The sequence below is a fragment of the Tsuneonella amylolytica genome, assembly GCF_003626915.1.
Taxonomy (GTDB): Bacteria; Pseudomonadota; Alphaproteobacteria; order Sphingomonadales; family Sphingomonadaceae; genus Tsuneonella; species Tsuneonella amylolytica.
Genome location: NZ_CP032570.1, coordinates 995,811 through 1,018,535, shown reverse-complemented (window position 1 = coordinate 1,018,535; position 22,725 = coordinate 995,811). Strand labels below are relative to the sequence as shown.

Genomic DNA, 22,725 nt, shown 5'->3' with positions numbered 1-22,725 from the left:
CGTATCGCAACCGAGCTAGGGGCGCGTGATGGACGGTGCAAGCGAGGCGAACGGCAACAAAACCTACGCCCCCGGCGCGTGGCACTTCGCCGCGCTGCTCGGCGGCAACGCCGCGCTCGCGCTCGGCCCGTGGTTCGTCCGGCTGGCCGATACCGGGCCGGTCGCGGCGGGGTTCTGGCGCATGCTTTTGCCACTGCCGCTCTTCGCGCTGCTCGCCTGGCGCGAGCGGGATGCGAACACGGCGGGGCGCAAAACGGTACTGCTGCTGCTTGCCGCCGGCGCGTTCTTCGCGGCGGATCTCGCCAGCTGGCACATCGGGATCGAGCGGACGCGGCTCGGCAATGCGACGCTGTTCGGCAATTCGGGCAGCATTCTCATCATGCTGTGGGGTCTCGTGGCGCTGCGCCGAATGCCGCGCGTGGCCGAATGGGCTGCACTCGCCGCCGCGCTCGCCGGGGCGGCGATCCTGATGGGTCGCAGCCTCGAGATATCGACCGCGACCCTCGTGGGCGACCTGTTCTGCCTCGCGGCGGGTCTGTTCTACGTGTTCTACCTCTTGCCCGCGCAGGCGGCGCGGACCCAGCTCGGCCAGTGGAGCGTCCTGCTCCTCGTTTGCGTGGCGGCGGCGCCGGCCCTGCTGGTCATCGCGCTGATGCTGGGCGAACCGGTCTGGCCCGGACCGGAGGGCTGGTGGCCGATCCTGGGGCTCGCGCTGTCGAGCCAGGTGCTCGGCCAGGGGCTGCTCGTCTATTCGCTCAAGCACTTCCCGCCGCTCGTCATCGGCATGGCACTGCTGACCCAGCCGGCGATCGCGGGTGCGGTCGGCTGGCTGGCGTTCGGCGAGGTGCTGGGGCCGACCGACCTCCTCGGCATGGCGCTCGTCAGCGGAGCACTCGTACTGGCGCGGACGCGGGCCCCCGCCTCCCCGCGGGTGCGCGCGCCCTAGCAAACGGCCCTACTCCGCCGGAATTCGTTTCCGGAAGGTCTGGAAGCGCGCCTCTACTTCCTGCAGCTCCGGCCCCGCCAAGGCCTCGCGCGATTGCTCCATCAGCCGCTCCCCTTCGAGCCGGAGGAGACGTGTGCGCCGCGCGTCGTCGATCGAGCGGTTTGCATTTACCAGCACGTCGAACATGACGAGCGCGGCGGACGGGCTCGTCGCCACCGCTCCGCGGACGGCCCCAAATCCGCGACGGACGAAGTGCGCGAAGTCGTCGGGGAGGGGAAAGACGACCTGCTCCGCGTCAACGTCGCCTAATCGGACACGCAAGTCGCGGCCACCGATTTCGGCTGTCGCCGCGCCCAGCCAGTGAAGAGCGGTGATGGCGGTGAACGGATCGTTGATGCCGGGGCTCAGGGCACGCAGCGCGATCTCCACCAGCTCATCGATAAGGAACTGCGGATCCTGCTTCGCCGTACGGGTTGCGCCCACGATGAACCCGCCGTGCAATCGGTCGCAGATCTCTTCGCCTGTATCGTCTTTGTCCTCCTCGCAGCGGTAATCCGCCAATGCCATTCCGGGATGGACGAAGTCGCCGGGGCGGATACGCATGCCGATGGTACATTTGTACTTGCGCGCAAGATCGTCCAGTTCGTCGAAATCGACCATTTGCACGTATCCGGTCGTGCGCGCCTCGACCGCGCGACCTTCCGGATGGGGGATCGGTTCCTGCCCCGTGTTGTCGTGAGGAAAATCGTCCCGCAACTGCTCGATCAAACGCGCGCCGATTCCGCGCAGGACCGTGTTGATGCGGATCGAGGACGGGACGTGGTTGAGGAAATAGACCAGTACCGCGACCGACAGGGCCATCAGTGCATAGGCGACCAGCAGCGATAGCTGGGGCACGAACCCGGGAAGATAAGTGGATGCGGACGTTTCCGCGCTCGAGGCGACCTCGTCCTCTGCACGGACGCTGCGCAGCACCGTTACTGCATAGACGAACGTCCCGATGAAAGTCGCAAGGCTCAGCTGGTTGCCACGGTCTTCCAGAAAGTTCGTCAGCAGGCGCGGCCCGTAGTTGCCGCTCGCATACGCGACCGCCGCGATGGTAATCGAAAACACCGTGGAAGCAGTTCCGATCATCGACCCTGCGATGACGGTCAGCATGTTGGACGCACTGTCCGGCCGGGCCGGCACGATCTGCGGCACGCTATTGAGGAAGTTTGCGAACCCCGACCGGTCGACGCCGATGAGAACAAACGCGAGCGCGGCGCCAAAGACCGAGAACAGCGCCGGGTAGAACCAGTAGTTGCTGTTCAACCGATCCCAGAGCCAGCGAATATCGGCCATCAGTCGGTCACGCTGCCGGCCGCCATCTCCGAACCGATCTCGCGGTTGAGGAACGCCAGCAGCAACGCTGCGCGCTTGGCATCCTCGGCGTGGTCGGCGCCCACCGAATGGCCGCCTTCCTTGTACTCGTGGTAATAGAACCGCTGGCCGAACGCCTCGTGCTTGGCCGCGGCCTTGCGCGCGTGGCCGGGATGGACCCGGTCGTCGAGCGTGGAGAGATAGTAGAACGCGACCGGCGCGTCCTTGCCCGGCTTCATGTTCTGGTAGGGCGACCAGGCCTTCATGTAGGCCCAGTCGGCGGGCACGTCCGGGTTGCCGTACTCGTCCATCCACGATGCCCCGGCCAGCAGCTTGTTGTAGCGGCGCATGTCGATGAGCGGGCTGCCCGAGATGATCGCACCGTAGAGATCGGGTCGCTGGTTCGCGACCGCCCCCACCAGCACGCCGCCGTTCGAGCGGCCGCTGGCCGCGATCCGCTTCTTTTCGGCAAGGCCCTGTGCGACGAGATCGTCGGCGACCGCGTGGAAATCGTCGAAGCTGTTCTGCCGTTTCTCGCGCAAGGCTTCCTGGTGCCAGCGCGGACCGTATTCGCCGCCGCCGCGGATGTTCGCAAGGACGTAGGCGTTGCCTTCCTCCAGCCAGAACAGGCCCAGCGGGCCGCTGCGATAGGGCTCTTCGGTCAGGTACTTGGGCGTCTGCGCATTGCGGAAGCCGCCGTAGGCGTGGATCAGCGTCGGCAGCGGCCCGGTCGCGCCCTTCGGACGGGCGAGGTAGTAAGGCACCTTCGTCCCGTCCTTCGACGTCGCGAATTTCTGCACGACCTCGAACTTCGACGCGTCGAACTGCGGCGGCTCGCTCGCCACGGCCACCGGTGCGGCATCGCCTGTCACTGCGTAGAGTGTCGGCGGGGTCAGCATGCTTTCGACCGAGACGAACGCGGTATCGCCCTTGCCGCTGGTCTGCGCGATCTGCACCGTGCTGTTTGCGGGCAGGGGTATCGCGCGACCGGTCCACCCGGTGGAGGCTGGATCGTAGCGCAGCAGCTTGCCCGACACGTCGTCGAGCACCTTGATCCACAGCGCGTTTTCGGACGAGGATACTTCTTCCACCGATTGCGAGGCTTCGGGGCGGAAGACGACCGTCGGCTTCGCCGTGCGGCCTGCGCGAATGTCCGCGAGCGGCCAGGCGACGAGCGAGCCCGACCCGGCACCCGCGGCCGCCAGCGGCGAATTGAGCTTCGCGATAAGCTGGCCGCCCAGCACCGTTTCGAACTCGGCATCTTCGGGCAGCGGCAGCGGAACGAGCCTGCCGCCGTCGCTCACGAGCGACCACTTGTTGGTCCAGAAGGTGGGGCTGCGGTTGACGAACTGCCAGCGGGTATCGCCGTCGAGCACCGACAACCCCGAAATGCTGACATCGGCTTGCTCGCCAGCGGCGATCTGCCTCGCCGAGGCGAACGGCGTGCCGCGCTTCCACAGCTTGACGAGGCGCGGGTAGCCGGAATCGGTCATCGATCCCGCCCCCTCGTCGGTGCCGACGAACAGGGTGTCCTTGTCGAACCAGGCGACGTTCGATTTCGCGGCGGGGAGCGTGAAGCCGCCATCGACGAACCGGCCCGTGCCGATATCGAATTCGCGAACCACGTCCGCGTCGGTCCCGCCGGGCGAAATGGAGACGAGGCAGCGGGCGTAGTCGGGCGCGAGGCAGTTGGCGCCGTGCCAGACCCAGCTCTGGTTCTCGTCGCGGCCCAGCTTGTCGACGTCGATGAGCGTCTTCCACTCGGGCGTTCCGGCGGTGTAGCTGGCGAGGCTGGCGATCCGCCACACGCCGCGCGGGTTCGCGGCGTCACGCCACAGGTTCGTGACCTTGTCGCCGTAGATCGCGGTCGGCATGGCGATCTGCCGATCGTCGTCGAGAATCTGCTTCGCGCAAGCTTTAGCGATGGGGTATTCGGGCGCGGCGGTCAGCTTGGCTTCGGTTGCGGCGTTCCACTCGTCGACCTGTGCGATCGCCTTCTCGCCCTTGATCTCCTCGAGCCAGATGTACGGATCCTGCGCGTCGGTATCCTGTGCCGGCAGCGCGGCGGGTGTTGCGATCAGTGCGGCGGCGAGCGCCCAGCGTGCGACCATTCTTCTCATTCTCCCTGAAACGCCTCAGACCTTGCCGAGGTCGCGTGTTCCCTTCCGGCGCGTCACCGCGCGCCGAGATCTCCCTGGCCAATCGTCCCGCTCGCCATCTCGAGCATGCGGTCGAGGCTCTTCTTGGCGGCGAGGCGCAGGCCTTCCTCGATCTCGATGCGCGGCTCGAGATCGCGCAGCGCGACGTAGAGCTTCTCCATCGTGTTCAGGGCCATGTACGGGCAGATGTTGCAGCTGCAGTTGCCGTCGGCACCCGGCGCGCCGATGAAGGTCTTGTCCGGCAGTGCCAGTTCCATCTGGTGCATGATGTGCGGCTCGGTCGCGACGATCAGGGTGTCGCCCTCGAACGTCCTGGCGAACTGCAGGATACCGCTGGTCGAACCGACGTAGTCCGCGTGGTCGATGATCGAGGGCGGGCATTCGGGATGCGCGGCGACCGGCACCCCGGGGTGCTGCGCCTTCAGTTTGAGGAGCTCGGTCTCGCTGAACGCCTCGTGCACGATGCACACCCCCGGCCACAGCAGCATCTCGCGCCCGAACTTGCGGGAAAGATAGCCGCCGAGATGCCGGTCGGGACCGAAGATGATCTTCTGGTCCTCGGGGATCTGCGACAGGATCGTTTCGGCGCTGGAACTGGTGACGATCACGTCCGACAGGGCTTTCACCTCGGTCGAACAGTTGATGTAAGTCAGCGCGATGTGGTCGGGATGGGCCTCCCGGAAGGCCTTGAACTTTTCGGGCGGGCAGCTGTCCTCGAGGCTGCACCCCGCATCCATGTCGGGCAGCACGACGATCTTCTGCGGGCTGAGGATCTTGGCCGTGTCGGCCATGAACTTGACGCCGCAGAACGCGATCACGTCGGCATCGGTATCGGCAGCCTTGCGGCTCAGCTCGAGGCTATCGCCCACGAAGTCGGCGATGTCCTGGATCGCGGGCGTCTGGTAGTAATGCGCCAGGATCACCGCGTTGCGGTCTTTCCGCAGGCGATCGATCTCGGCGAGGAGGTCCTCCCCGGTGGGCGGCCGTGTCTCTATGCTCATCTTCGCTCCCGATGGGGGTCTGCCCCCGCTATAACCCGAACGGCGCGAGAGGCGAGAGCGTTCCGCTCCTTCGAAGAACCGGGGTTCGAGTAGAGCCGCTTCCCGCTACGATACGGCCCATATGTCGCCCGTACGGGCAACCATGCCGCGGCGTTCCAGATCGACCAGATGGGCCGTCACGCTCATCTCCGCCGCCCCGTTGAGGCGCGGATCGAGCCCTTTGTACATGCGCGGTACGAAGTCGGCGGCAGCATGGGGTCCCTCGCGAAGGATGCGCAGGATCTGGTTCTCGCGCTGGCGGCGGTGACCGATCATCCCGCGTACCAGCTGGCGCGGATTGTCGATCTGCGGGCCGTGGGCAGGGTAATAGACCCGGTCGCCGTTTTCTCCGGCGCGGGCGTAGAGCCTGTCGAGGCTCGCCATGTAGGCGCCCATGTCGCCATCGGGCGGAACGACGACGCTGGTCGACCAGCCCATCACGTGATCGCCGGTGAACAGCGCGCCCGACTGCTCGAGCGCGAAGCACAGGTGGTTCGAGGTGTGCCCGGGGGTGGCGACCGCGGTCAGCGTCCAGCCCGGGCCCGTCATGGCCTCCCCGTCTTCCAGCACCCTGTCAGGGGCGTAATGCCGGTCGAAGCTCGCGTCGGCGCGCGGGCCGCTGTCGTCGAGCACCAGCGGCGCGCATCCCACGATTGGTGCGCCAGTCGCCTCCGCCAGCGGGCGCGACGCGGGCGAGTGGTCGCGGTGGGTGTGGGTGCACATGATCGCGGCGACCTGCGCATCGCCGATCGCGTCGGTCAGCGCGGCGAGGTGGCGCGGATCGTCGGGACCCGGATCGATCACCGCAATCCGATCGTCGTCGCCCACCAGATACGTTTCCGTGCCGGTGTAGGTGTAGGGACCGGCATTGGGCGCGAGGACGCGGCGTACCAGCGGTTCGAGGCGCTCGACCTTGCCGGTCGGCCAGGGTTTGGGGGGCGGGCCTGCCATCCCCTTGCATATGGGGCCCGGGGCGGCGCATGTCACGCGCCGGGAGAACTGCCGCCAGATGACCGACCATATCCTCGTCCTCGATTCGGGTACCACATCCACTCGCGCGATCGCCTTCGACCGTGCCGGCCACGTCGCCGCCGTGGCGCAAAAGGCGCTCACCCAGCACTATCCGCAGCCCGGCTGGGTGGAGCACGACGCCGACGAGATCTGGCGGTTTACGCTCGCCTGCGCGCAGGAGGTCGCGGACAAGGTCGGCGCCGATACCATCGCGGCGATCGGCATCACCAACCAGCGCGAGACCGTGGTGGCGTGGGACCGCCAGAGCGGCGAACCGCTCGCCCGCGCGATCGTGTGGCAGGATCGCCGGACCGCCGGTTTCTGCGCCGAGCTGAAGCAGGCGGGGCACGAGCCCCTGGTCCAGCGTGCGACGGGGTTGCTCCTGGACCCCTATTTCTCCGGCACCAAGATGCGCTGGCTGCTCGACAACGACGGGCAGGTGCGCTCGGCTGCTGCGGCGGAGCGGCTGGCGCTGGGCACGGTCGAGAGCTGGCTGGTGTGGAAACTGTCGGAAGGCCGCGACCACCTGACCGACGCATCCAACGCCAGCCGGACCCTGCTGCTGAACCTGGACGGGCAACAGTTCGACGAGGGATTATGCGAACTGATCGGCGTTCCCCGTGTCGCGCTGCCGCGGGTCGTCGACACGCAGGGCGCACTGTCAGCGACGGAACTGCTCGGCCCGCGCATCCCCATCACCGGGCTCGCCGGCGATCAGCAAGCCGCGACGATCGGGCAGGCCTGCTTCGCGCCCGGCGATACCAAATCGACTTACGGCACGGGCGCCTTCGTCCTCACCAACATGGGCGAGGCGATGCCCCGGTCCGAGCATCGCCTGCTCGGCACGGTGCTGATGCAGTCCGGCGGCAAGCGGACCTATGCGCTGGAAGGATCCGTTTTCGTCGCCGGCAGCCTCGTCCAGTGGCTGCGCGACGCTCTGAGCGTGATCGACAGCGCGGCGGAGACCGAGGCGCTGGCACGTTCGGTGCCGGACAGCGGCGGGGTGACGATCGTGCCGGCGTTATCCGGCCTCGGCGCGCCCCACTGGAAGGCCGATGCGCGCGGGGTGATCGCGGGCCTGAGCTTCTCTACCGGCCGCGCGCAGATCGCGCGCGCCGCGCTGGAAGCGATGGCGCACCAGACGCGCGATCTTGCCGATGCCTTCGCCGCCGACGGCGCGCGCTGGGCCAGCCTGAAGATCGACGGCGGAATGAGCGCCAACGACTGGATGGCGCAGGACCTCGCGAACGTGCTGGAGGTCCCGGTCGAGCGGCCCGACATGATCGAGACGACCGCGCTCGGCGCGGCGATGCTGGCGGCCGTGGGGGCAGGGCTCTTTCCCGCGCTGGAAGACGCTGCGGCTGCCATGCGCGGCAGGGTCCGCCGGTTCGAGCCTGCGATGGACGGCAAGGAGCGGGCGGATCGCCTGAAGCGCTGGAAACGCGCGCTGGAAGCGATCTGAGCGGCGGTCAGCCGGCCGAGAATTCCCTGCCCAGCCGTTCGTGCCACCTGAGGACGGCTGCGGGCTCGACAATGAAGCGATCGCGCCATGCCTTGTCGAGGCGGGCGATCCGTCCGTGGAGCGCCATGCTGTCGGCGATCAACGCGCGGGTTTCCGGCTCGAGCAACGCGAGCTGCTCCGGATCGGCGGGGCGGTCGGGCGGAAGCACGCCATGCCGCCGCAACTGGAATTCGCTGAGTTCGCCGGCGAAATAGGCACGGTGATTGAGGAGCCAGGCCAGCACGTGCATCATCCGCGTCGTCGTGCGCAAGCCTTCCACCGACAGGGCGATCCGCACCAGGTCCTCGGTTCCCGTGCGCGCGGGCGAAAGGTCGAACGCCGCGCGCACCTCGTCGGCGAGCACGAGCGCCTCGCAGTAGAGGGTCTCGACGATCGGTTGGCTGATGTCGGTTGGGCTGGCCATCGGGACCTCGCTACCCAGACCATCCTTCGCTCGCCAGAACGGTAACCGAACAATCCCGAGAATTCTGGGACCTGTCCCGCGGCGGCACAGGTTTACCCGGGATTCACGCTATTATGTCGGGCAGTAGCTGGTCCTCGACGATCGAGATCTGGTCGCGCAGGCGCAGTTTCCGCTTCTTGAGGCGTGCGATCTGCAGCTGGTCGGTCGAGCCCGCTGCCGACAGCGCATCGATCGCAGCGTCGAGATCGCGATGCTCGGTGCGCAGCGAGGCCAGCAGCTTCTTCAGTTCCTGCTCGGTCACGCCGCTTGTCCCCCCTGTCTCGGTCCGTCGCACGTTTGCCTGCGGTCCGTCGAATTAGGGGAATGTCAGGGGTTCGCAAGACAGGATCGGTGTGGTTCATTCCCTTCACGCGGCTCGTGTCCGCGAGGCACGAGTCGCTTTTCTGGGTCGCACCCTTCGAAAGGAGACACCGATGCTATCATCGTCCCACGCCAACGCTCTCGAAACCAAGCACGCCAGCCTCGAGGCCCGCCTGCACGACGAGATGTGCCGGCCGGCGCCCGACGCCGGGACGATCCAGCAACTCAAGAAGGCCAAGCTGCGCATCAAGGAGGAACTGAGCGCGATCTAGGCCTTCGCCAACCCGTTCGCCGTATGGACCAGCGACGGGAGGGTGGCGCGCTCCGGCGTTTCGCTTCGGCGGGACACGGGGCGCGCCATCGGCCTTCTGCCCGGATACGATTTCCGGCGCCGCGCGGTTTCCCATGCGCGGTCCGATGCGCTAGGCACCGCGGTCGATGACAGCCGCCAACGCCGCCCGCACGATCCTCACCCGCCTGCACGAGGTCATGGCCTCGCGCCTCCACCCGCAGGGCAAGCTCGACCAGGTCGTCCAGATCATCGGCGAAAGCCTCGATAGCGAGGTCTGCTCGATCTACCTCCTGCGCGAGGGGATGCTCGAACTGTTCGCCACCCGCGGGCTGGAACAGGACGCGGTGCACGTCACCCGGCTGGCCGTGGGCGAAGGCCTCAACGGCATCATCGCCGAACGCATCGAGACGCTGAACCTCGCCGAAGCGGCGGCGCACCCCGATTTCGCCTATCGCCCCGAAACCGGAGAGGACAAGTTCCACTCCTTCGCCGGCGTGCCGATCGTCTATCGCGCCCGCGCGGTGGGCACCTTGTGCGTCCAGCACGCCGATCCCCGCCGCTACGAGGACGTGGAGATCGAGGCGCTACAGACCGTCGCCATGGTCCTCAGCGAACTCATCGCGCACGCGGGCCTCGTCGACGAGGAAGAGGGGGTCGTCGGCGAAGCGCAGTCCGGCCCGCAGTCGGCCACCGGGCTCGCGCTGGTGAAGGGGCTGGCGGGCGGACAGGCGGTGTTCCATCAGCCGCGCATCCATATCGACCAGGTCGTCGCGGACGATACCGAGGCCGAGCGCCAGCGGGTCTACCGCGCGTTCGACAAGATGCGCGACCAGATCGAAGTGATGGCCAGCCAGGCCGAGTTCGGCAAGGGCGGCGAGCACGACGAGGTGCTCGAGACGTACAAGATGTTCGCCTACGACGAAGGCTGGGGGCGCCGCATCAACGAGGCGATCGACAGCGGCCTGACCGCCGAGGCGGCCATCGAACGCGTCCAGCAGCGCACCCGGATGCGCATGCGCGAGATCGACGATCCGCTGCTGGCGGACCGGATGCACGACCTCGAGGACTTGTCCAACCGGCTGCTGCGGATCGTTTCCGGCCAGCTCGGCACCGCGGCGAGCCAGGGCCTCAAGCGCGACACGATCCTGATCGCGAAGAACCTCGGTCCCGCGGAACTCCTCGAATACGATCGCCGCCGGCTGAAGGGCGTCGTGCTGGAGGAAGGATCATTGACCGCCCACGTCGTCATCGTCGCGCGGGCGATGGGCGTGCCGGTGCTGGGCCGGGTGCAGGGGTTGCGCGGTCTCGTCCGCGAAGGCGACGAGGTGCTCGTCGATGCGGACAAGGGCGTCGCCCACATCCGCCCCACCGGCCAGACGCAGGACCTTTTTGCCGAGCGCCTCGCCCTCAAGCGGCAGCGGCAGGCCGCCTACGCCGAGCTGCGCGACGTCGAACCGTTCACCCGTTGCGGCACCCGCATTCAGGTCATGATGAACGCGGGCCTGCGCGACGACATGGCGAACCTGCCGCTCGTCGGGGCAGACGGCATCGGGCTGTTTCGAACCGAATTCCAGTTCCTCGTATCCGCCACCCTGCCGCAGCGCGAGCGGCAGACCCGGCTCTACCGCGACGTGCTCGACGCGGCCGAAGGCAAGCCGGTGGTGTTCCGCACGGTCGACATCGGCGGCGACAAGGCGGTGCCCTACCTCGAGAGCGAGGCGACCGAGCACGAGGAGAACCCCGCCATGGGTTGGCGCGCGCTGCGGCTTGCGCTGGAACGCGAAGGCTTGCTCAAGGCCCAGGCGCGTGCCCTGCTCGAGGCGGCTGCCGGACGGCAGCTCTACGTCATGTTCCCGATGGTGTCCGAACCGTGGGAGTTCGATGCAGCCAAGGCGGTGTTCGACGGGCAGCTCGCCTGGCTGAAAGGGCAGAAGAAACTTCTGCCAGAGGCGATCCGCTACGGCGCGATGCTGGAAGTGCCGGCGCTGGCCGAAATGCTCGACCTGCTGCTGCCGAAGGTCTCGTTCATCTCGGTCGGGACCAACGACCTCACCCAGTTCCTCTTCGCCGCCGACAGGGCCAATCCCAAGCTTGCCGAACGGTACGACTGGCTGAGCCCGGCGATCCTGCGGTTCCTTCAGCGCATCGCGCTCGCGACCGCGGGGTCGGGCGTGGATCTCGGCGTGTGCGGCGAAATGGGCGGGCGGCGGCTGGAGGCGCTCGCGCTGCTGGGGCTCGGCTTTCGGCGCCTGTCGATCACGCCGGTATCGGTCGGGCCGATCAAGGAACTGGTGCGCAAGGTCGATCTTGCCGCGATCACCGCTGCGATGACGCGGTGGATGTCGTCCCCGCCGCCAGACATGCGAGCCGCGTTGACCGAGTGGGCGGCGGAACACGGCATCGAGGCCGACTGACGCGCGATTGCTTCGCCGTGACTGAGGCGCGTTTCGTCGCTCGGCCGAAGAAGGGAAGGTGTCGGAACGCTTGACACCGTGCGGCGCGCCGCCTCTTGGTGCGGGCGGGGTCGATGAAGTCGTAAAACCGGGACGCGACATGGACGAAATCACGGGTTCGCACGGCGAACAATTGCCGCTGCACAGCGCGGGCGACCGCTTGCGGCTTGCGCGCGAGCAGGCGGGCATGACGATCGGACAGGTCGCGGCCGAGACCCGGATCCCGCAGCGCCATCTGGAAGTGATCGAGAAGGGCGATTTCGACGCCTTACCGGCGCGTACCTATGCCACCGGCTTTGCCCGCACCTATGCGAAGGCGGTCGGCCTCGACCCGGCGGAGATCGTCGAGGAAGTGCGGGCCGAACTCGCGATGTCGCGCCCGGCCGTTCACTCGCGGGCCGCCACGTTCGAACCCGGCGATCCGGCGCGCGTCCCCTCGCGCGGACTCGCGCTGCTGAGCCTGCTTGCGATCGCGTTGCTCTCGGTCGGCGGTTACATGTTCTACGACCGGGTCCTCGCCCCGGGGGCGGGGCCGGGCTCGCTCCTCGACGAACAGCGCGCCGCGCAGGCCGCGATGGCGACGCCCGCGCCCTCGGCGCCGGCGACACCGCAGGGCGGCCAGGTCGTCTTCACCGCGCTCGAGGACGGCGTGTGGGTCAAGTTCTACGATGCCGGCGGCACCCAGCTGATGCAGAAGGAGATGGCCAAGGGCGAAACCTACGCCGTTCCCGCCGATGCGGAAGGCCCTCAGGTCTGGACCGGGCGTCCGGATGCGCTGGCGATCACCGTGGGCGGTCGCCCGGTGGCCAGGCTGTCGGACACTCAGCGCGTGGTGAAGGACGTCCCGGTGAGTGCCGAGGCGCTGGTCGCGCGTGATGCACGTCAGCCGCAGGCGACATCGCCAGCCCCTGCGACGACCCAACAGACGCAAGCGAGTGCCGCGCGTTCGTCGCCAGCCCGAACCGCCCGGCCCGCGCCGACGCGCAGCGCCGCGCCTGCCCCCCGCCGGACGAGCGCGCCGCGTCCGCGGCCGACCGCGAGCCGGCCCGCCGCGGTGCCGACCGTCTCCACCCCCGTCGTCCAGCCGGTCCCGACGGCCGCTGGCGAGGCCGCCGATACGCAGGGTTGATCCACTGTCCACCACCGCGCCGAACCGCATGCTCGACAAGGGCTGCGACCGCGCGTTAACCGTAACCGCCGTTCACCCGCCGTTCGACCGCATGCGGCGACAGGGAGAACCGGAAATTTGTTGAGGGGATGATCGTCCGATGGGGATGAATTTCACGCGCGCCGCCTTCGCTTCGCTCGCGCTGGCCGGGCTCGCAGTGCCGGCCGCGGCTTCGGCGCAGGATACCACCACCGAGGCTCGGCTTCGCAAGGCCGAGGCCGAGATCCGCGCGCTCCAGCGACAGGTCTTCCCGGGCGGCGACGGCCGCTATTTCGAGCCGCAGATCACCGCGCAGCAGCAGCAGGGCGGCACGACCAATGCGCCGTCGACGACCGCGGTGACCGACATCCTCGCTCGGCTCGACGCGATGGAATCGCAGATCGCGCGCCTCACTTCGCAAACCGAGGAGAACACCAACGCGATCGCCCAGCTCGGCACGCGCCTGGGTGCGCTCGAGGTAACCAGCAGTGCAGCGGCGAGCGCGGCCCAGGCAACTCCGGCGCCGATCTCGGCGGCGACGCCTACACCCGCCGCTTCGCGACCGTCCCCGACGCCCGCTCCGGCAGCCTCCCGTCCGGCCGGTCCGACCGCTGAACGGCTCGCCGCGGTACAGGCGATCGCCAAACCGAAGACCGACAACGCCGGCGACGACGAGTACAGCTATGGTTTCCGCCTGTGGGAGGCGGGCTTCTTCCCCGAGGCGCAGCAGCAGCTGACGATGTTCGTCGAGAAATATCCGCGTCACGAGCGGATCAGCTACGGCCGCAACCTCCTCGGCCGGGCCTATCTCGACGACGGCAAGGCCAAGGACGCCGCGCCGTGGTTCCTCAAGAACTACCAGACCGACAAGCAGGGCGCCCGCGCCCCCGACAGCCTGCTCTATCTCGCCGAAGCGATGATGGCGCAGAAGGACACCAAGCGTGCCTGCATCGCCCTTGCGGAATTCGGCGAGACCTATCCCGCGGTGGCCAGCGGCCGGCTCAAGAGCCAGTACGAAGGCGACCGGGCGAAAGTGAAGTGCACCTGATGTGGAACTGCCGCCCGAAGCCGTAGAGCGTTTCCGCGCGGACCTCGATCGGCTGCAACCCGATCTCGAGGGTGACGATCGGTTCGGGGTCGCCGTTTCGGGCGGGCCCGACAGTCTCGCCTTGCTCCTTCTTGCGCATGCCGCCCTGCCTGGACGGGTGGTCGCGGCGACGGTCGATCACGGCCTGCGCCCCGAAAGCTCGAACGAGGCGTCTTTCGTCGCGAACCTGTGCCGCTCGCTCGGCATCGATCACGAAACGCTGCGGGTGGAGGTAGGCAGGGGCAACCTGCAGGATCGCGCGCGGGCGGCGCGCTACGCAGCTCTCTTGCGATCTTTCGGCATGCGCCGGGCCGGGGTGTTCGCTACCGCCCACCATGCTGACGACCAGGCCGAGACGGTTCTCATGCGGCTTGCTCGCGGTAGCGGGCTCGAGGGCCTCTCGGGGGTACGCGCACGCCGGGTCATCGTAAGCGACGATCCCTTGTGCGAATATCTCCTCCTCCGCCCGCTGCTCGGCTGGCGGAAAAGCGAACTGGCGGCCATCGTGGAGGGTGCCGGGATCGAGCCGGTGCGCGATCCGTCGAACGACGACGATCGCTTCGATCGCGTCAGGGTGCGCCGCATGCTCGATGCGTTGCCCGACCTCGATCCGGTTGCCATCGCGCGCAGCGCCGAGTGGTTGCAGGACGCCGGCGAAGTCGTCGCCGACCAGGTCGCGACCGTCCTGTCGCTTCACGTCCATCAGGATGGCAAGGCCGTGTGGTTCTACGCGGGCTGGCCACGGATCGTGGAAGTGGAGGTGGTCGTCGACATCCTGCGCAGGTTCGGCAGCGAAGTTTCGCGCACGGCCGCGGCCCGGCTGGTGCTGCAGATGCGGAGCGTACGTCACGCGACGCTGGGCGGCGTGCGCGTGCGCCGGGCGTTGCATCGGAAACACGCCAATACGCAGGTCGACGCGTGGCTGTTCGAGCGCGAGGGCCCCCGCCGAAGCGGCTAGGTCAGACGATCTTGTCGCCCATCTGCATGGTCGCGCCGCGGGTGATCACGACCTTGTCGCCGGGCTTGGCGACGGCGAATATCCGGCTGATGAACTCGTCGGGTCCGCTGATGCAGCCATGGCTGGCATAACCGTTTTCGACCGTGCTGCCGCCGTGGATTGCCACTCCGTCGCTGGTGAGGAACATCGACCAAGGCATCGGCGCGTTGTCGTATTTCTCGCTGACGTTGTGGCGCTGTTTGTGCATGATCGGGAAGGTGCCGAGAGGGGTCGGATAGTCGTCGGTTCCGACCAGGACGGCCGCGGCGCCGATCTCGTAGCCGCCCTTGAAGACCGACAGGACGCGCGCGTCGAGGTCGACGGTCATCACGATCGGGCCATCGGGCACGCCGGCGTCGTCCCAATGCCAATCGCCGTACTTGATTGGGCCGTCGATCGGCAGGACGCGCCTGACCGTGAACGGGGCATCGGCGGCTGCGGGTGTCGTCGAGGCGGCGGCCTCGGGGCCGCCTTTCGAAGCCATCGCGGCCGCGTCGACCGGGATCGCATCCTCGATGGCCGGGACAGGCTCCGCCGCGCCCTCGAACATCCCGCCGGCGTAGGCGATGCCGCCGATGGCAAGCGCCACCGCAGCAGTCGCCCCGCCAATATACTTGATCATCGTATCCATGGCCGCCGGTATGCGCGAGCGTACCGCCGCGTTCCACCGCCTCTCCCGCCGCGTCCCCATGCGGGACGGCGTCCGGACAAACCTTAACGCCCGGCTAGTCGGACTTCGTCACGGTCACCGTCTTGTTGCCGAAATGGGATGCGCCGAAGCTGGTCAGGAAGCTCACGTCGGCCGCGTCGCGGCCCACGCCGATCTTCACCGTTTCGCCCGGCTCGGCCATTCCGGTCGCATCGACGATGTACCATGCGCCCCCGCCCTCGATCGTTTCGTCGGCGAGGAAGACCTCGGCCAGCGCGTGGAAATCGGGCGGGGTGACGCCGGGCGCGAAGCACGAGACGTAGCGCGCGGGGATCGTGGAGGCGCGGCACATCGTGATGACGACGTGGGCGTAATCGCGGCAAATCCCGCGCCGCTCGACATAGCTGTCGAGCGCGGTCGTCGTGCTGGTGCTGCTGCCGGGGGTGTAGGTGAGGTGGTTTGCCACCCACTCGCGGATCGCCAGCACGCGCGCGCCGCCCTGCAGTTCGCCGAACTCCTCCTCGACGATCGACTGGAATCGGTCGGCCGGACAGTAGGTGGAGTCGAGAAGGTATTCGAACGCGTCCTCGGGCAGTTCGTGCGGGGCGAGCTGGGCAAGGCCGGAGATGTCGGGCGTGAGGCGCTTCACCTCGACCACCGCGTCGTAGGCGACTTCGAACTTACCCTCCGCGCGCACGAGCACGCGTTCCCCGATGCCGTCGTGGGCGGGGACGCGGGCGCAATGCTCGGAATTCGACAGCACGCTGTTGCAGGAGACGATCTCCTGTTCGGGAATGGTCGCCGCCTCGAACTGGAGGATGACGTCGGTCGGCTGGTCGAGGGTGAAGTCGAACTTCGTGGAGATGGTGATGGGCATATGCGCCCACTACGCACCGGCGGGGCGTTGGGTCCAGCGCTTGTCGCGGCGAAGGCGCGGCGCTAGCGCGGGTAGCGATGGATGCCGCCCAACTCGATGCCCCCCAACTCGATGCCACCGATCCGCTGGCCGCTTTCCGCCGGCGGTTCGCGCTGCCGGACGGCACGATCTACCTCGACGGCAATTCGCTGGGCGCGCTGCCCGCCGCGACGCCAGCCCGCCTCGCCGAGGTTGTCGGCCGCGAATGGGGCGAAGGTTTGATCGCCAGCTGGAACGACGCCGCCTGGGTCGAGGCGCCGCGCCGTATCGGCGACAAGATCGCCCGGATCGTCGGTGCAGGCGAGGGTGAGGTCGTCGTCTGCGATTCGACCAGCGTGAATATCTTCAAGGCACTCGCCGCGGCCGCCTCGCTCCGGCCGGACCGCACGGTCCTGCTCAGCGAGACGGGCAACTTTCCGACCGACCTCTACATGATGCAAGGGTTATCCGCGCTCACCGGCGTCGAGGCGAAGGCCGTCGCGCCAGGCGACGTGCTGGATGCCGTCGACGACGATACCGCCGCCGTTCTTCTCACGCAGGTGCACTACAAGACCGGCGCGATGCGCGACATGGCCGCGGTCACGGCGGCAATTCAGGCCAAGGGCGCAGTGGCGATCTGGGACCTCAGCCACAGCGTCGGGGCGGTCCCGCTCGATCTCGAAGGTGCGAATGCCGATTTCGCGGTCGGCTGCGGCTACAAGTTCCTGAACGGGGGCCCCGGGGCGCCGGCCTTCATCTATGTGGCGAAGCGTCATCAGCACAGCGCGCTGCCCGCGCTGTCCGGCTGGTTCGGCCATACCGCCCCCTTCGCCTTCCGCGACGACTACGAGGCGGCGCCGGGTATTGAGCGGTTCCTGGCGGGCACCCCGCCGGTCCTCGGTCTGGCCGCGCTGGAAGTCGGCGTCGATCTCATGCTGGAAGCCGACATGGCCGGCCTGCGCGCGAAATCGCTGAGCCTGGCCACGGTATTCCGCGAGGCGATGGAGCCGCTCTGCCGCGAGTATGGGTTCGCATGGGTCGGACCCGCCGATCTCGCAGCGCGCGGCAGCCACGTCGCGTACGCCCATCCCGAGGGCTACGCGATCGTCCAGGCGCTGAAGGCACGCAGGGTCGTCGGCGACTTCCGCGATCCCGACATCCTGCGCTTCGGCCTGACCCCGCTTTATACGACCCACGCCGAGGTCGCCCGCGCGGTGGACATCCTCGCCGACATCATGGCCGCTGGCGCGTGGGACCGGTCCGAATACAAGGTCCGCTCGGCGGTCACCTGAAGGAGAATACGCGATGCCCGGATTGTGGTTCGACGAACTCGAAGTCGGCCAGACCTTCGATCACCCGATCCGCCGGACGGTGACCGAAACCGACAACCTGCTGTTCACGACGCTGAGCCACAACCCGGCCGCGCTGCACCTCGATGCCGAGGCGATGAAGGACAGCGAGTATGGGCGGATCCTCGTCAACTCGTGCTTCACCCTGTCGCTGATGGTGGGCGTGTCGGTCGGCGACACGACACTCGGCACCGCGATCGCCAACCTCGGCTGGGACGAAGTGCGCTTCCCGGCTCCGACCTTCATCGGCGATACCCTGCGGATCGAGAGCGAGGTTCTGGAACTGCGAGAAAGCAAGTCGCGCCCCAACGCAGGCATCGTCACCTTCGCCCACCGCGCCTACAACCAGGACGGCACGCTCGTCGCCTCGTGCAAGCGGTCGGGCCTCCAGCGAAAGAAGCCGGCATGACCCTGCGCAGTCTCCTCTTCATCCCCGGCGACAGCGACAAGAAGCTGGCCAAGGTCGCCGGATGCGGCGCCGATGCGGTGATCCTCGACCTCGAGGATGCGGTGGCGCTGTCCGCCAAGCCTGCCGCCCGAACCAAGGTGGCCGATTTCCTGCATGCCTTCGACCGCGATGCGCCGGGCGCGCCCGAACTGTGGGTCCGGGTGAACCCGCTCGGCAGCGGCATGATGGAAACCGACCTAGCAGCGGTCGTGCCCTTCGCACCTGCCGGTATCATGCAGCCCAAGGCGGACGGCCCGGACTGCGTGGCGAAGCTATCGGACCTGCTCGATCACATGGAACTCGCCCATGGGCGCAAGCCTGGTAGTATCGGGATCATCCCGCTGGTCAGCGAGACCGCGATCTCGCCCTTCCGGCTCGGAGACTACGCGGCGGCCGGGCTCACCCGGATGCGCGCGATGACCTGGGGGGCGGAGGACCTCGCCGCGGCGCTGGGGGCGACCGGCAACCGTGGGCCCGACGGGGAATGGCTGTTCACCTATCGCCTTGTGCGCAGCATGGTGCTGATGGCTGCCCATGCCGCCGGGGTGCCGGCGATTGAGACCCTGCAAGCCGACTTCCGCGACGAAGCGGGGCTCGCCGCGAGCAGCCGGCAGGCCCGTGCGGAAGGCTTCTCGGGCCGCCTTGCCATCCATCCGGCTCAGGTCGGCCCGATCAACGACAGCTTCACGCCGAGTGCAGAGGAACTCGCCTTCGCGCAGAAGGTGGTCGATGCCTTCGCCGCCGAGCCGGGGGCGGGCGTCGTCGGCCTCGAAGGCAAGATGCTGGACGTGCCGCATCTGCGCGCCGCCCGCCGGACGCTGGGGCTGCCCGAGGCGTGACGGTCGCGCAGGGCATCCTCCGCATCGAGACGGCGGGGCAGGGCCTGACCGACATCACCGCGCGCGTCGCGGTCTCGCTCGCCGAAACAAGGCTGGTGAAGGGTTCGCTTTCGCTGTTCTGCCGCCACACGAGCGCGGGCCTGCTGATCAGCGAGAACGCCAGCCCCGCGGTGCAGCGCGACCTGCTGCGCTGGCTCGACCGGTCGGTGCCCGAAGGGAGCCATTACGAGCACGACGATGAGGGGCCGGACGACATGCCCGCGCACGTCAAGGCCATGCTCACCGGCAGCGCGCTGACGATCCCGTTTGCCGGTGGGCGGATGCTTCTGGGCACGTGGCAGGCGATCTATCTCGCCGAACATCGCGCGCGCCCACAGCGGCGCGAAGTGGTGCTGACCGCCATCGGCGCATAGCAATGCGGACGCGCGTGCATAAGTATGCTCGCGCTATGCCCGCCGCGGCCCTCTTGCTAGGCAGCACCCAAGCAAAGCCCGGAGCACGATGACCGAAACCGGATCAAACGCCGCCTTTTCCGCCGACCGCCTTCTCCTGTTCGGCGCGACCGGAGACCTGTCGCAGCGGATGCTGCTCCCCTCGCTCTGCGCGCTGACGCACGACGGACTGTTGTCGCCCGATCTCAGGATCGTGGGCACCGCCCGGTCCGAGATGACCGACGGCGAATTCCGCAACTTCGCTCGCGAGGCGCTGGAGAAGTATCTTCCGCCCAAGCGCCGCGGCGGCATGGCGGAATTCTTGAATCGCCTCAGCTATCAGGCGCTCGACGCCACGACGATCGAGGGGTTCGACGAACTGGCGAAGAAGGTCGGTGAGCCCAGGCAGGGCCTGGCCATCTTCCTGTCCACCGCGCCGAGCCTGTTCGAGCCGACGATCGCCGGGCTGCAGTCCGCCGGCCTTGCCGGTCCGAACGTGCGCATCGGCCTCGAAAAGCCGCTCGGCACCGATCTCGCCAGCAGCCGTGAAATCAACGACGCGGTGGCCATGGCGTTCAGCGAGGACCGCATCTTCCGCATCGACCATTACCTCGGCAAGGAGACGGTGCAGAACCTCCTCGCGCTGAGGTTCGCGAACATCATGTTCGAGCCGATCTGGAACGCGAGCTACATCGACCACGTCCAGATCACCGTGGCCGAGACGGTCGGCCTGGAAAGCCGGGTTGCCTATTACGACGACAGCGGCGCGCTGCGCGACATGGTGCAGAACCATATGCTGCAGCTGCTCGCGCTGGTGGCGATGGAGCCGCCGACGAGCTTCGATTCCACCGCCGTGCGCGACGAGAAGGTGAAGGTTCTGCGATCGCTTCGGCCCGTGAAGGATGGCGAGACGGTGACCGGACAGTACCGGGCCGGCGCGATCGAGGGGAGGACCGTCCCGGGGTACGACGACGAGCTCGGCAAGGATTCGGATACGGAAACGTTCGTCGCCATCAAGGCGCACGTCGACAACTGGCGGTGGAAGGGCGTGCCGTTCTACCTGCGCACGGGCAAGCGGCTGCCCGAGCGGGTCACCGAGATCGTGATTCAGTTCCGCTGCATTCCGTTCTCGATCTTCGAGGGGCGCGGCGCGAAGACCCAGCCCAACCGGTTGGTGATCGGGATCCAGCCCGAGGAGAACGTCCACCTGTCGCTGATGGCCAAGGTGCCCGGCCTTGACCGCGAGGGGCTGCGGCTCAGGCCGGTGCCGCTCGACATATCGATGCCCGATGCCTTTGCCGGCGCGGTCAAACGCATCGCTTACGAGCGGCTGCTGCTCGACCTCGTCGAAGGCGACCAGACCCTGTTCGTCCGCCGCGACGAGGTGGAGGCGCAATGGGAGTGGATCGACGCGATCCGCAACGGATGGGCCGAGAGCGGGCTCGAACCGAAGCCGTATTCGGCGGGGAACTGGGGTCCGAGCGCGGCAATCGCACTGGCCGAACGCGACGGGGTGAGCTGGCATGACTGATCTGAACGATACCGTCCACCGGGTGACGCAGCGCATCGTGGCGAACAGCGCCGCGGGCCGGCGCCGCTATCTCGACCTGATGGACCGCGAGCGGGACCGCGCGCCCGACCGCAATTCGCTGGGCTGTTCGAACCTCGCCCACGGCTTCGCGGCCGCGCTGGAGGACAAGCCGGCGATCGCCGGGATGCGCGGGCCGAACCTCGCCATCGTGACCGCCTACAACGACATGCTGTCAGCCCACCAACCCTACGGCGCATACCCGCCGCAGATGAAGGTCTGGGCGCGCGAGGCTGGCGCGACCGCCCAGGTTGCGGGCGGCACCCCGGCGATGTGCGACGGCGTGACGCAGGGTCAGGACGGCATGGAGCTGTCGCTCTTCAGCCGCGATGCCATCGCGCTGTCGACCGCCATCGCGATGAGCCATGCGATGTACGACGGCATGTTCATGCTGGGCATCTGCGACAAGATCGTCCCCGGCCTCGTCATGGGCGCGCTGCGGTTCGGGCACCTGCCGGCGATCTTCGTGCCAAGCGGCCCGATGCCGACCGGGATCGGCAACAAGGAAAAGCAGAAGGTCCGCCAGCTCTATGCCGAGGGCAAGGCGACCCGTGCCGAACTGCTCGAAAGCGAAAGCGCGAGCTATCACAGCCCCGGAACCTGCACGTTCTACGGCACCGCCAACTCCAACCAGATGATGATGGAGATGATGGGGCTGCATGTGCCCGGCGCGGCGTTCGTGCCGCCGGGCACTGGCCTTCGGCAGGCGTTGACCCGCGCCGCTGTGCACCGGCTGGCCGCTATCGCCGACGATCCCCAATTCGCGATGGCGCGGACCTGCGACGAGAAGGCGTTCGTCAACGCGGTCGTCGGCCTGCTCGCCACCGGGGGCTCGACCAATCACGCGATCCATCTGCCCGCGATGGCCCGCGCGGCCGGCATCGCGCTCGACTGGAACGACATTTCCGAACTCAGCAGTGTCGTGCCCCTGATCGCGCGGGTCTATCCCAACGGGTCGGGTGACGTGAATCATTTCCAGGCGGCCGGCGGCATGGGCTATGTCATCGGCGAACTGCTCGAGGCGGGGCTTGCGCACCGGGACATCCGCACGATCTGGGGCGGTGACCTGTCGGATTATGCGAAGGAACCGTGGCTCGACGGCGAGGAACTGGCGTGGCGCGAAGTCGGCGCGACCGGCGACGATACGATGCTGCGCCCCGCCTCCGATCCCTTCCTGCCCGACGGGGGCATGCGACTGGTCGAAGGGAACATCGGCCGCGCCTGTTTCAAGACGAGTGCCGTCGACGAGGAGCGCTGGACGATTGAGGCCCCGTGCCGGGTGTTCGACAATCAACTCGGCGTGGCCGAAGCGTTCGCGAAGGGCGAGCTTGACCGCGACGTGATCGTGGTGGTCCGGTTCCAGGGGCCGCGCGCGAACGGGATGCCCGAGCTGCACAAGCTGACGCCGCCCCTCGGCGTGCTGCAGGATCGCGGCTACCGCGTGGCGCTCGTCACCGACGGGCGGATGAGCGGGGCAAGCGGCAAGGTGCCCGCGGCGATCCACTGCACTCCGGAGGCGTTGGGGGGCGGTCCGCTGGCGCTGCTTCAGGACGGCGACGTCGTGCGGCTCTGCGCGCGCACCGGCACGCTGGCGACGACCGCCGACCTTTCGGGCCGCACCCCTGCGCAGCCGAGCGAGGACGAACACGGCGTGGGTCGCGAGCTCTACGCGATGTTTCGGCTGGGGGCCGACGGGGCGGAGCGCGGCGCGAGCGCGATGCTCGCGGCGGCAGGGCTTTGAGGGAGGCGG

The 22,725-nt window shown here is 68.1% G+C and carries 21 protein-coding genes; 13 read left to right on the top strand and 8 right to left on the bottom strand.

The genetic code is table 11. The annotated features are described in order from the left end of the window. The first annotated feature begins 28 nt into the window (after positions 1-28). Positions 29-946: a DMT family transporter gene (locus D4766_RS05060; RefSeq protein WP_120716462.1), complete on the top strand. Its 918-nt coding sequence runs from the start codon at positions 29-31 to the stop codon at positions 944-946. Positions 947-955: 9 nt separating this feature from the next. Here the strand turns inward: D4766_RS05060 and D4766_RS05055 are convergent, their stop codons facing one another. The 4 genes from D4766_RS05055 to D4766_RS05040 form a co-directional block, all read right to left on the bottom strand. Further along, positions 956-2,287 carry a DUF2254 domain-containing protein gene (locus D4766_RS05055; RefSeq protein ID WP_325049123.1) on the bottom strand — a complete coding sequence of 444 codons (1,332 nt, stop codon included), beginning with the start codon at positions 2,285-2,287 and terminating at the stop codon, positions 956-958. Then, entirely contained in the window at positions 2,287-4,416 is a 2,130-nt protein-coding gene (locus tag D4766_RS05050; protein ID WP_234024900.1) for a prolyl oligopeptidase family serine peptidase, read from the bottom strand. Before D4766_RS05050 ends, D4766_RS05055 begins: the two co-directional genes overlap by 1 nt. A gap of 62 nt (positions 4,417-4,478) precedes the next feature. After that, positions 4,479-5,465 carry a quinolinate synthase NadA gene (gene nadA, locus D4766_RS05045; RefSeq protein WP_120716460.1) on the bottom strand — a complete coding sequence of 329 codons (987 nt, stop codon included), beginning with the start codon at positions 5,463-5,465 and terminating at the stop codon, positions 4,479-4,481. 105 nt (positions 5,466-5,570) lie between these two features. After that, positions 5,571-6,455, bottom strand: a complete 885-nt coding sequence (locus tag D4766_RS05040; protein ID WP_120716459.1) for an MBL fold metallo-hydrolase — start codon at positions 6,453-6,455, stop codon at positions 5,571-5,573. A 58-nt stretch (positions 6,456-6,513) separates the two neighbouring features. Here D4766_RS05040 and glpK point away from each other — a divergent pair, with 58 nt between their 5' ends. After that, a complete protein-coding gene (gene glpK, locus D4766_RS05035) occupies positions 6,514-7,977 on the top strand; it encodes a glycerol kinase GlpK (RefSeq protein WP_120718070.1) in 1,464 nt (487 codons plus the stop codon). A 7-nt stretch (positions 7,978-7,984) separates the two neighbouring features. On the opposite strand, the gene D4766_RS05030 is transcribed toward glpK, so the two are convergent. Further along, positions 7,985-8,440, bottom strand: a complete 456-nt coding sequence (locus tag D4766_RS05030) for a DUF1465 family protein (RefSeq protein WP_120716458.1) — start codon at positions 8,438-8,440, stop codon at positions 7,985-7,987. A gap of 103 nt (positions 8,441-8,543) precedes the next feature. Beyond that, the gene (locus D4766_RS05025; RefSeq protein ID WP_120716457.1) at positions 8,544-8,741 is read right to left on the bottom strand and encodes a YdcH family protein; all 198 of its coding nucleotides are present in this window, start codon (positions 8,739-8,741) and stop codon (positions 8,544-8,546) included. Between the two features lie 172 nt (positions 8,742-8,913). Between D4766_RS05025 and D4766_RS05020 the strand changes: the two genes are divergently transcribed. The 5 genes from D4766_RS05020 (at position 8,914) to tilS (ending at position 14,737) form a co-directional block, all read left to right on the top strand. Continuing rightward, a complete protein-coding gene (locus tag D4766_RS05020) occupies positions 8,914-9,072 on the top strand; it encodes a YdcH family protein (protein WP_120716456.1) in 159 nt (52 codons plus the stop codon). A 166-nt stretch (positions 9,073-9,238) separates the two neighbouring features. After that, complete coding sequence (gene ptsP / locus D4766_RS05015; protein WP_120716455.1) at positions 9,239-11,506, top strand: phosphoenolpyruvate--protein phosphotransferase; 2,268 nt, start codon at positions 9,239-9,241, stop codon at positions 11,504-11,506. Between the two features lie 139 nt (positions 11,507-11,645). After that, the gene (locus tag D4766_RS05010; protein WP_120716454.1) at positions 11,646-12,674 is read left to right on the top strand and encodes a helix-turn-helix domain-containing protein; all 1,029 of its coding nucleotides are present in this window, start codon (positions 11,646-11,648) and stop codon (positions 12,672-12,674) included. Positions 12,675-12,813: 139 nt separating this feature from the next. Beyond that, entirely contained in the window at positions 12,814-13,740 is a 927-nt protein-coding gene (locus D4766_RS05005) for a tol-pal system YbgF family protein (protein WP_120716453.1), read from the top strand. A 1-nt stretch (position 13,741) separates the two neighbouring features. Then, the gene (tilS, locus tag D4766_RS05000) at positions 13,742-14,737 is read left to right on the top strand and encodes a tRNA lysidine(34) synthetase TilS (RefSeq protein ID WP_120716452.1); all 996 of its coding nucleotides are present in this window, start codon (positions 13,742-13,744) and stop codon (positions 14,735-14,737) included. Between the two features lies 1 nt (position 14,738). Here tilS and D4766_RS04995 read toward each other — a convergent pair whose 3' ends face one another. Further along, a complete protein-coding gene (locus D4766_RS04995; protein WP_234024899.1) occupies positions 14,739-15,398 on the bottom strand; it encodes a L,D-transpeptidase in 660 nt (219 codons plus the stop codon). 103 nt (positions 15,399-15,501) lie between these two features. Next, entirely contained in the window at positions 15,502-16,302 is an 801-nt protein-coding gene (locus D4766_RS04990) for a transglutaminase-like domain-containing protein (protein ID WP_120716450.1), read from the bottom strand. Between the two features lie 77 nt (positions 16,303-16,379). Here D4766_RS04990 and kynU point away from each other — a divergent pair, with 77 nt between their 5' ends. The 6 genes from kynU (at position 16,380) to edd (ending at position 22,716) form a co-directional block, all read left to right on the top strand. Then, the gene (gene kynU, locus D4766_RS04985; RefSeq protein WP_120716449.1) at positions 16,380-17,612 is read left to right on the top strand and encodes a kynureninase; all 1,233 of its coding nucleotides are present in this window, start codon (positions 16,380-16,382) and stop codon (positions 17,610-17,612) included. Between the two features lie 13 nt (positions 17,613-17,625). After that, positions 17,626-18,078: a MaoC family dehydratase gene (locus D4766_RS04980; RefSeq protein WP_120716448.1), complete on the top strand. Its 453-nt coding sequence runs from the start codon at positions 17,626-17,628 to the stop codon at positions 18,076-18,078. Then, positions 18,075-18,956, top strand: a complete 882-nt coding sequence (locus tag D4766_RS04975) for an HpcH/HpaI aldolase/citrate lyase family protein (RefSeq protein WP_120716447.1) — start codon at positions 18,075-18,077, stop codon at positions 18,954-18,956. Before D4766_RS04980 ends, D4766_RS04975 begins: the two co-directional genes overlap by 4 nt. Next, the gene (locus D4766_RS04970) at positions 18,953-19,369 is read left to right on the top strand and encodes a secondary thiamine-phosphate synthase enzyme YjbQ (protein ID WP_120716446.1); all 417 of its coding nucleotides are present in this window, start codon (positions 18,953-18,955) and stop codon (positions 19,367-19,369) included. Before D4766_RS04975 ends, D4766_RS04970 begins: the two co-directional genes overlap by 4 nt. A gap of 88 nt (positions 19,370-19,457) precedes the next feature. Next, entirely contained in the window at positions 19,458-20,918 is a 1,461-nt protein-coding gene (gene zwf / locus D4766_RS04965) for a glucose-6-phosphate dehydrogenase (RefSeq protein ID WP_120716445.1), read from the top strand. Continuing rightward, on the top strand, positions 20,911-22,716 hold the full coding sequence (gene edd, locus D4766_RS04960; protein WP_120716444.1) for a phosphogluconate dehydratase: 1,806 nt from the start codon (positions 20,911-20,913) through the stop codon (positions 22,714-22,716). The genes zwf and edd overlap by 8 nt, the downstream gene beginning before the upstream one ends. Positions 22,717-22,725: the final 9 nt, after the last annotated feature.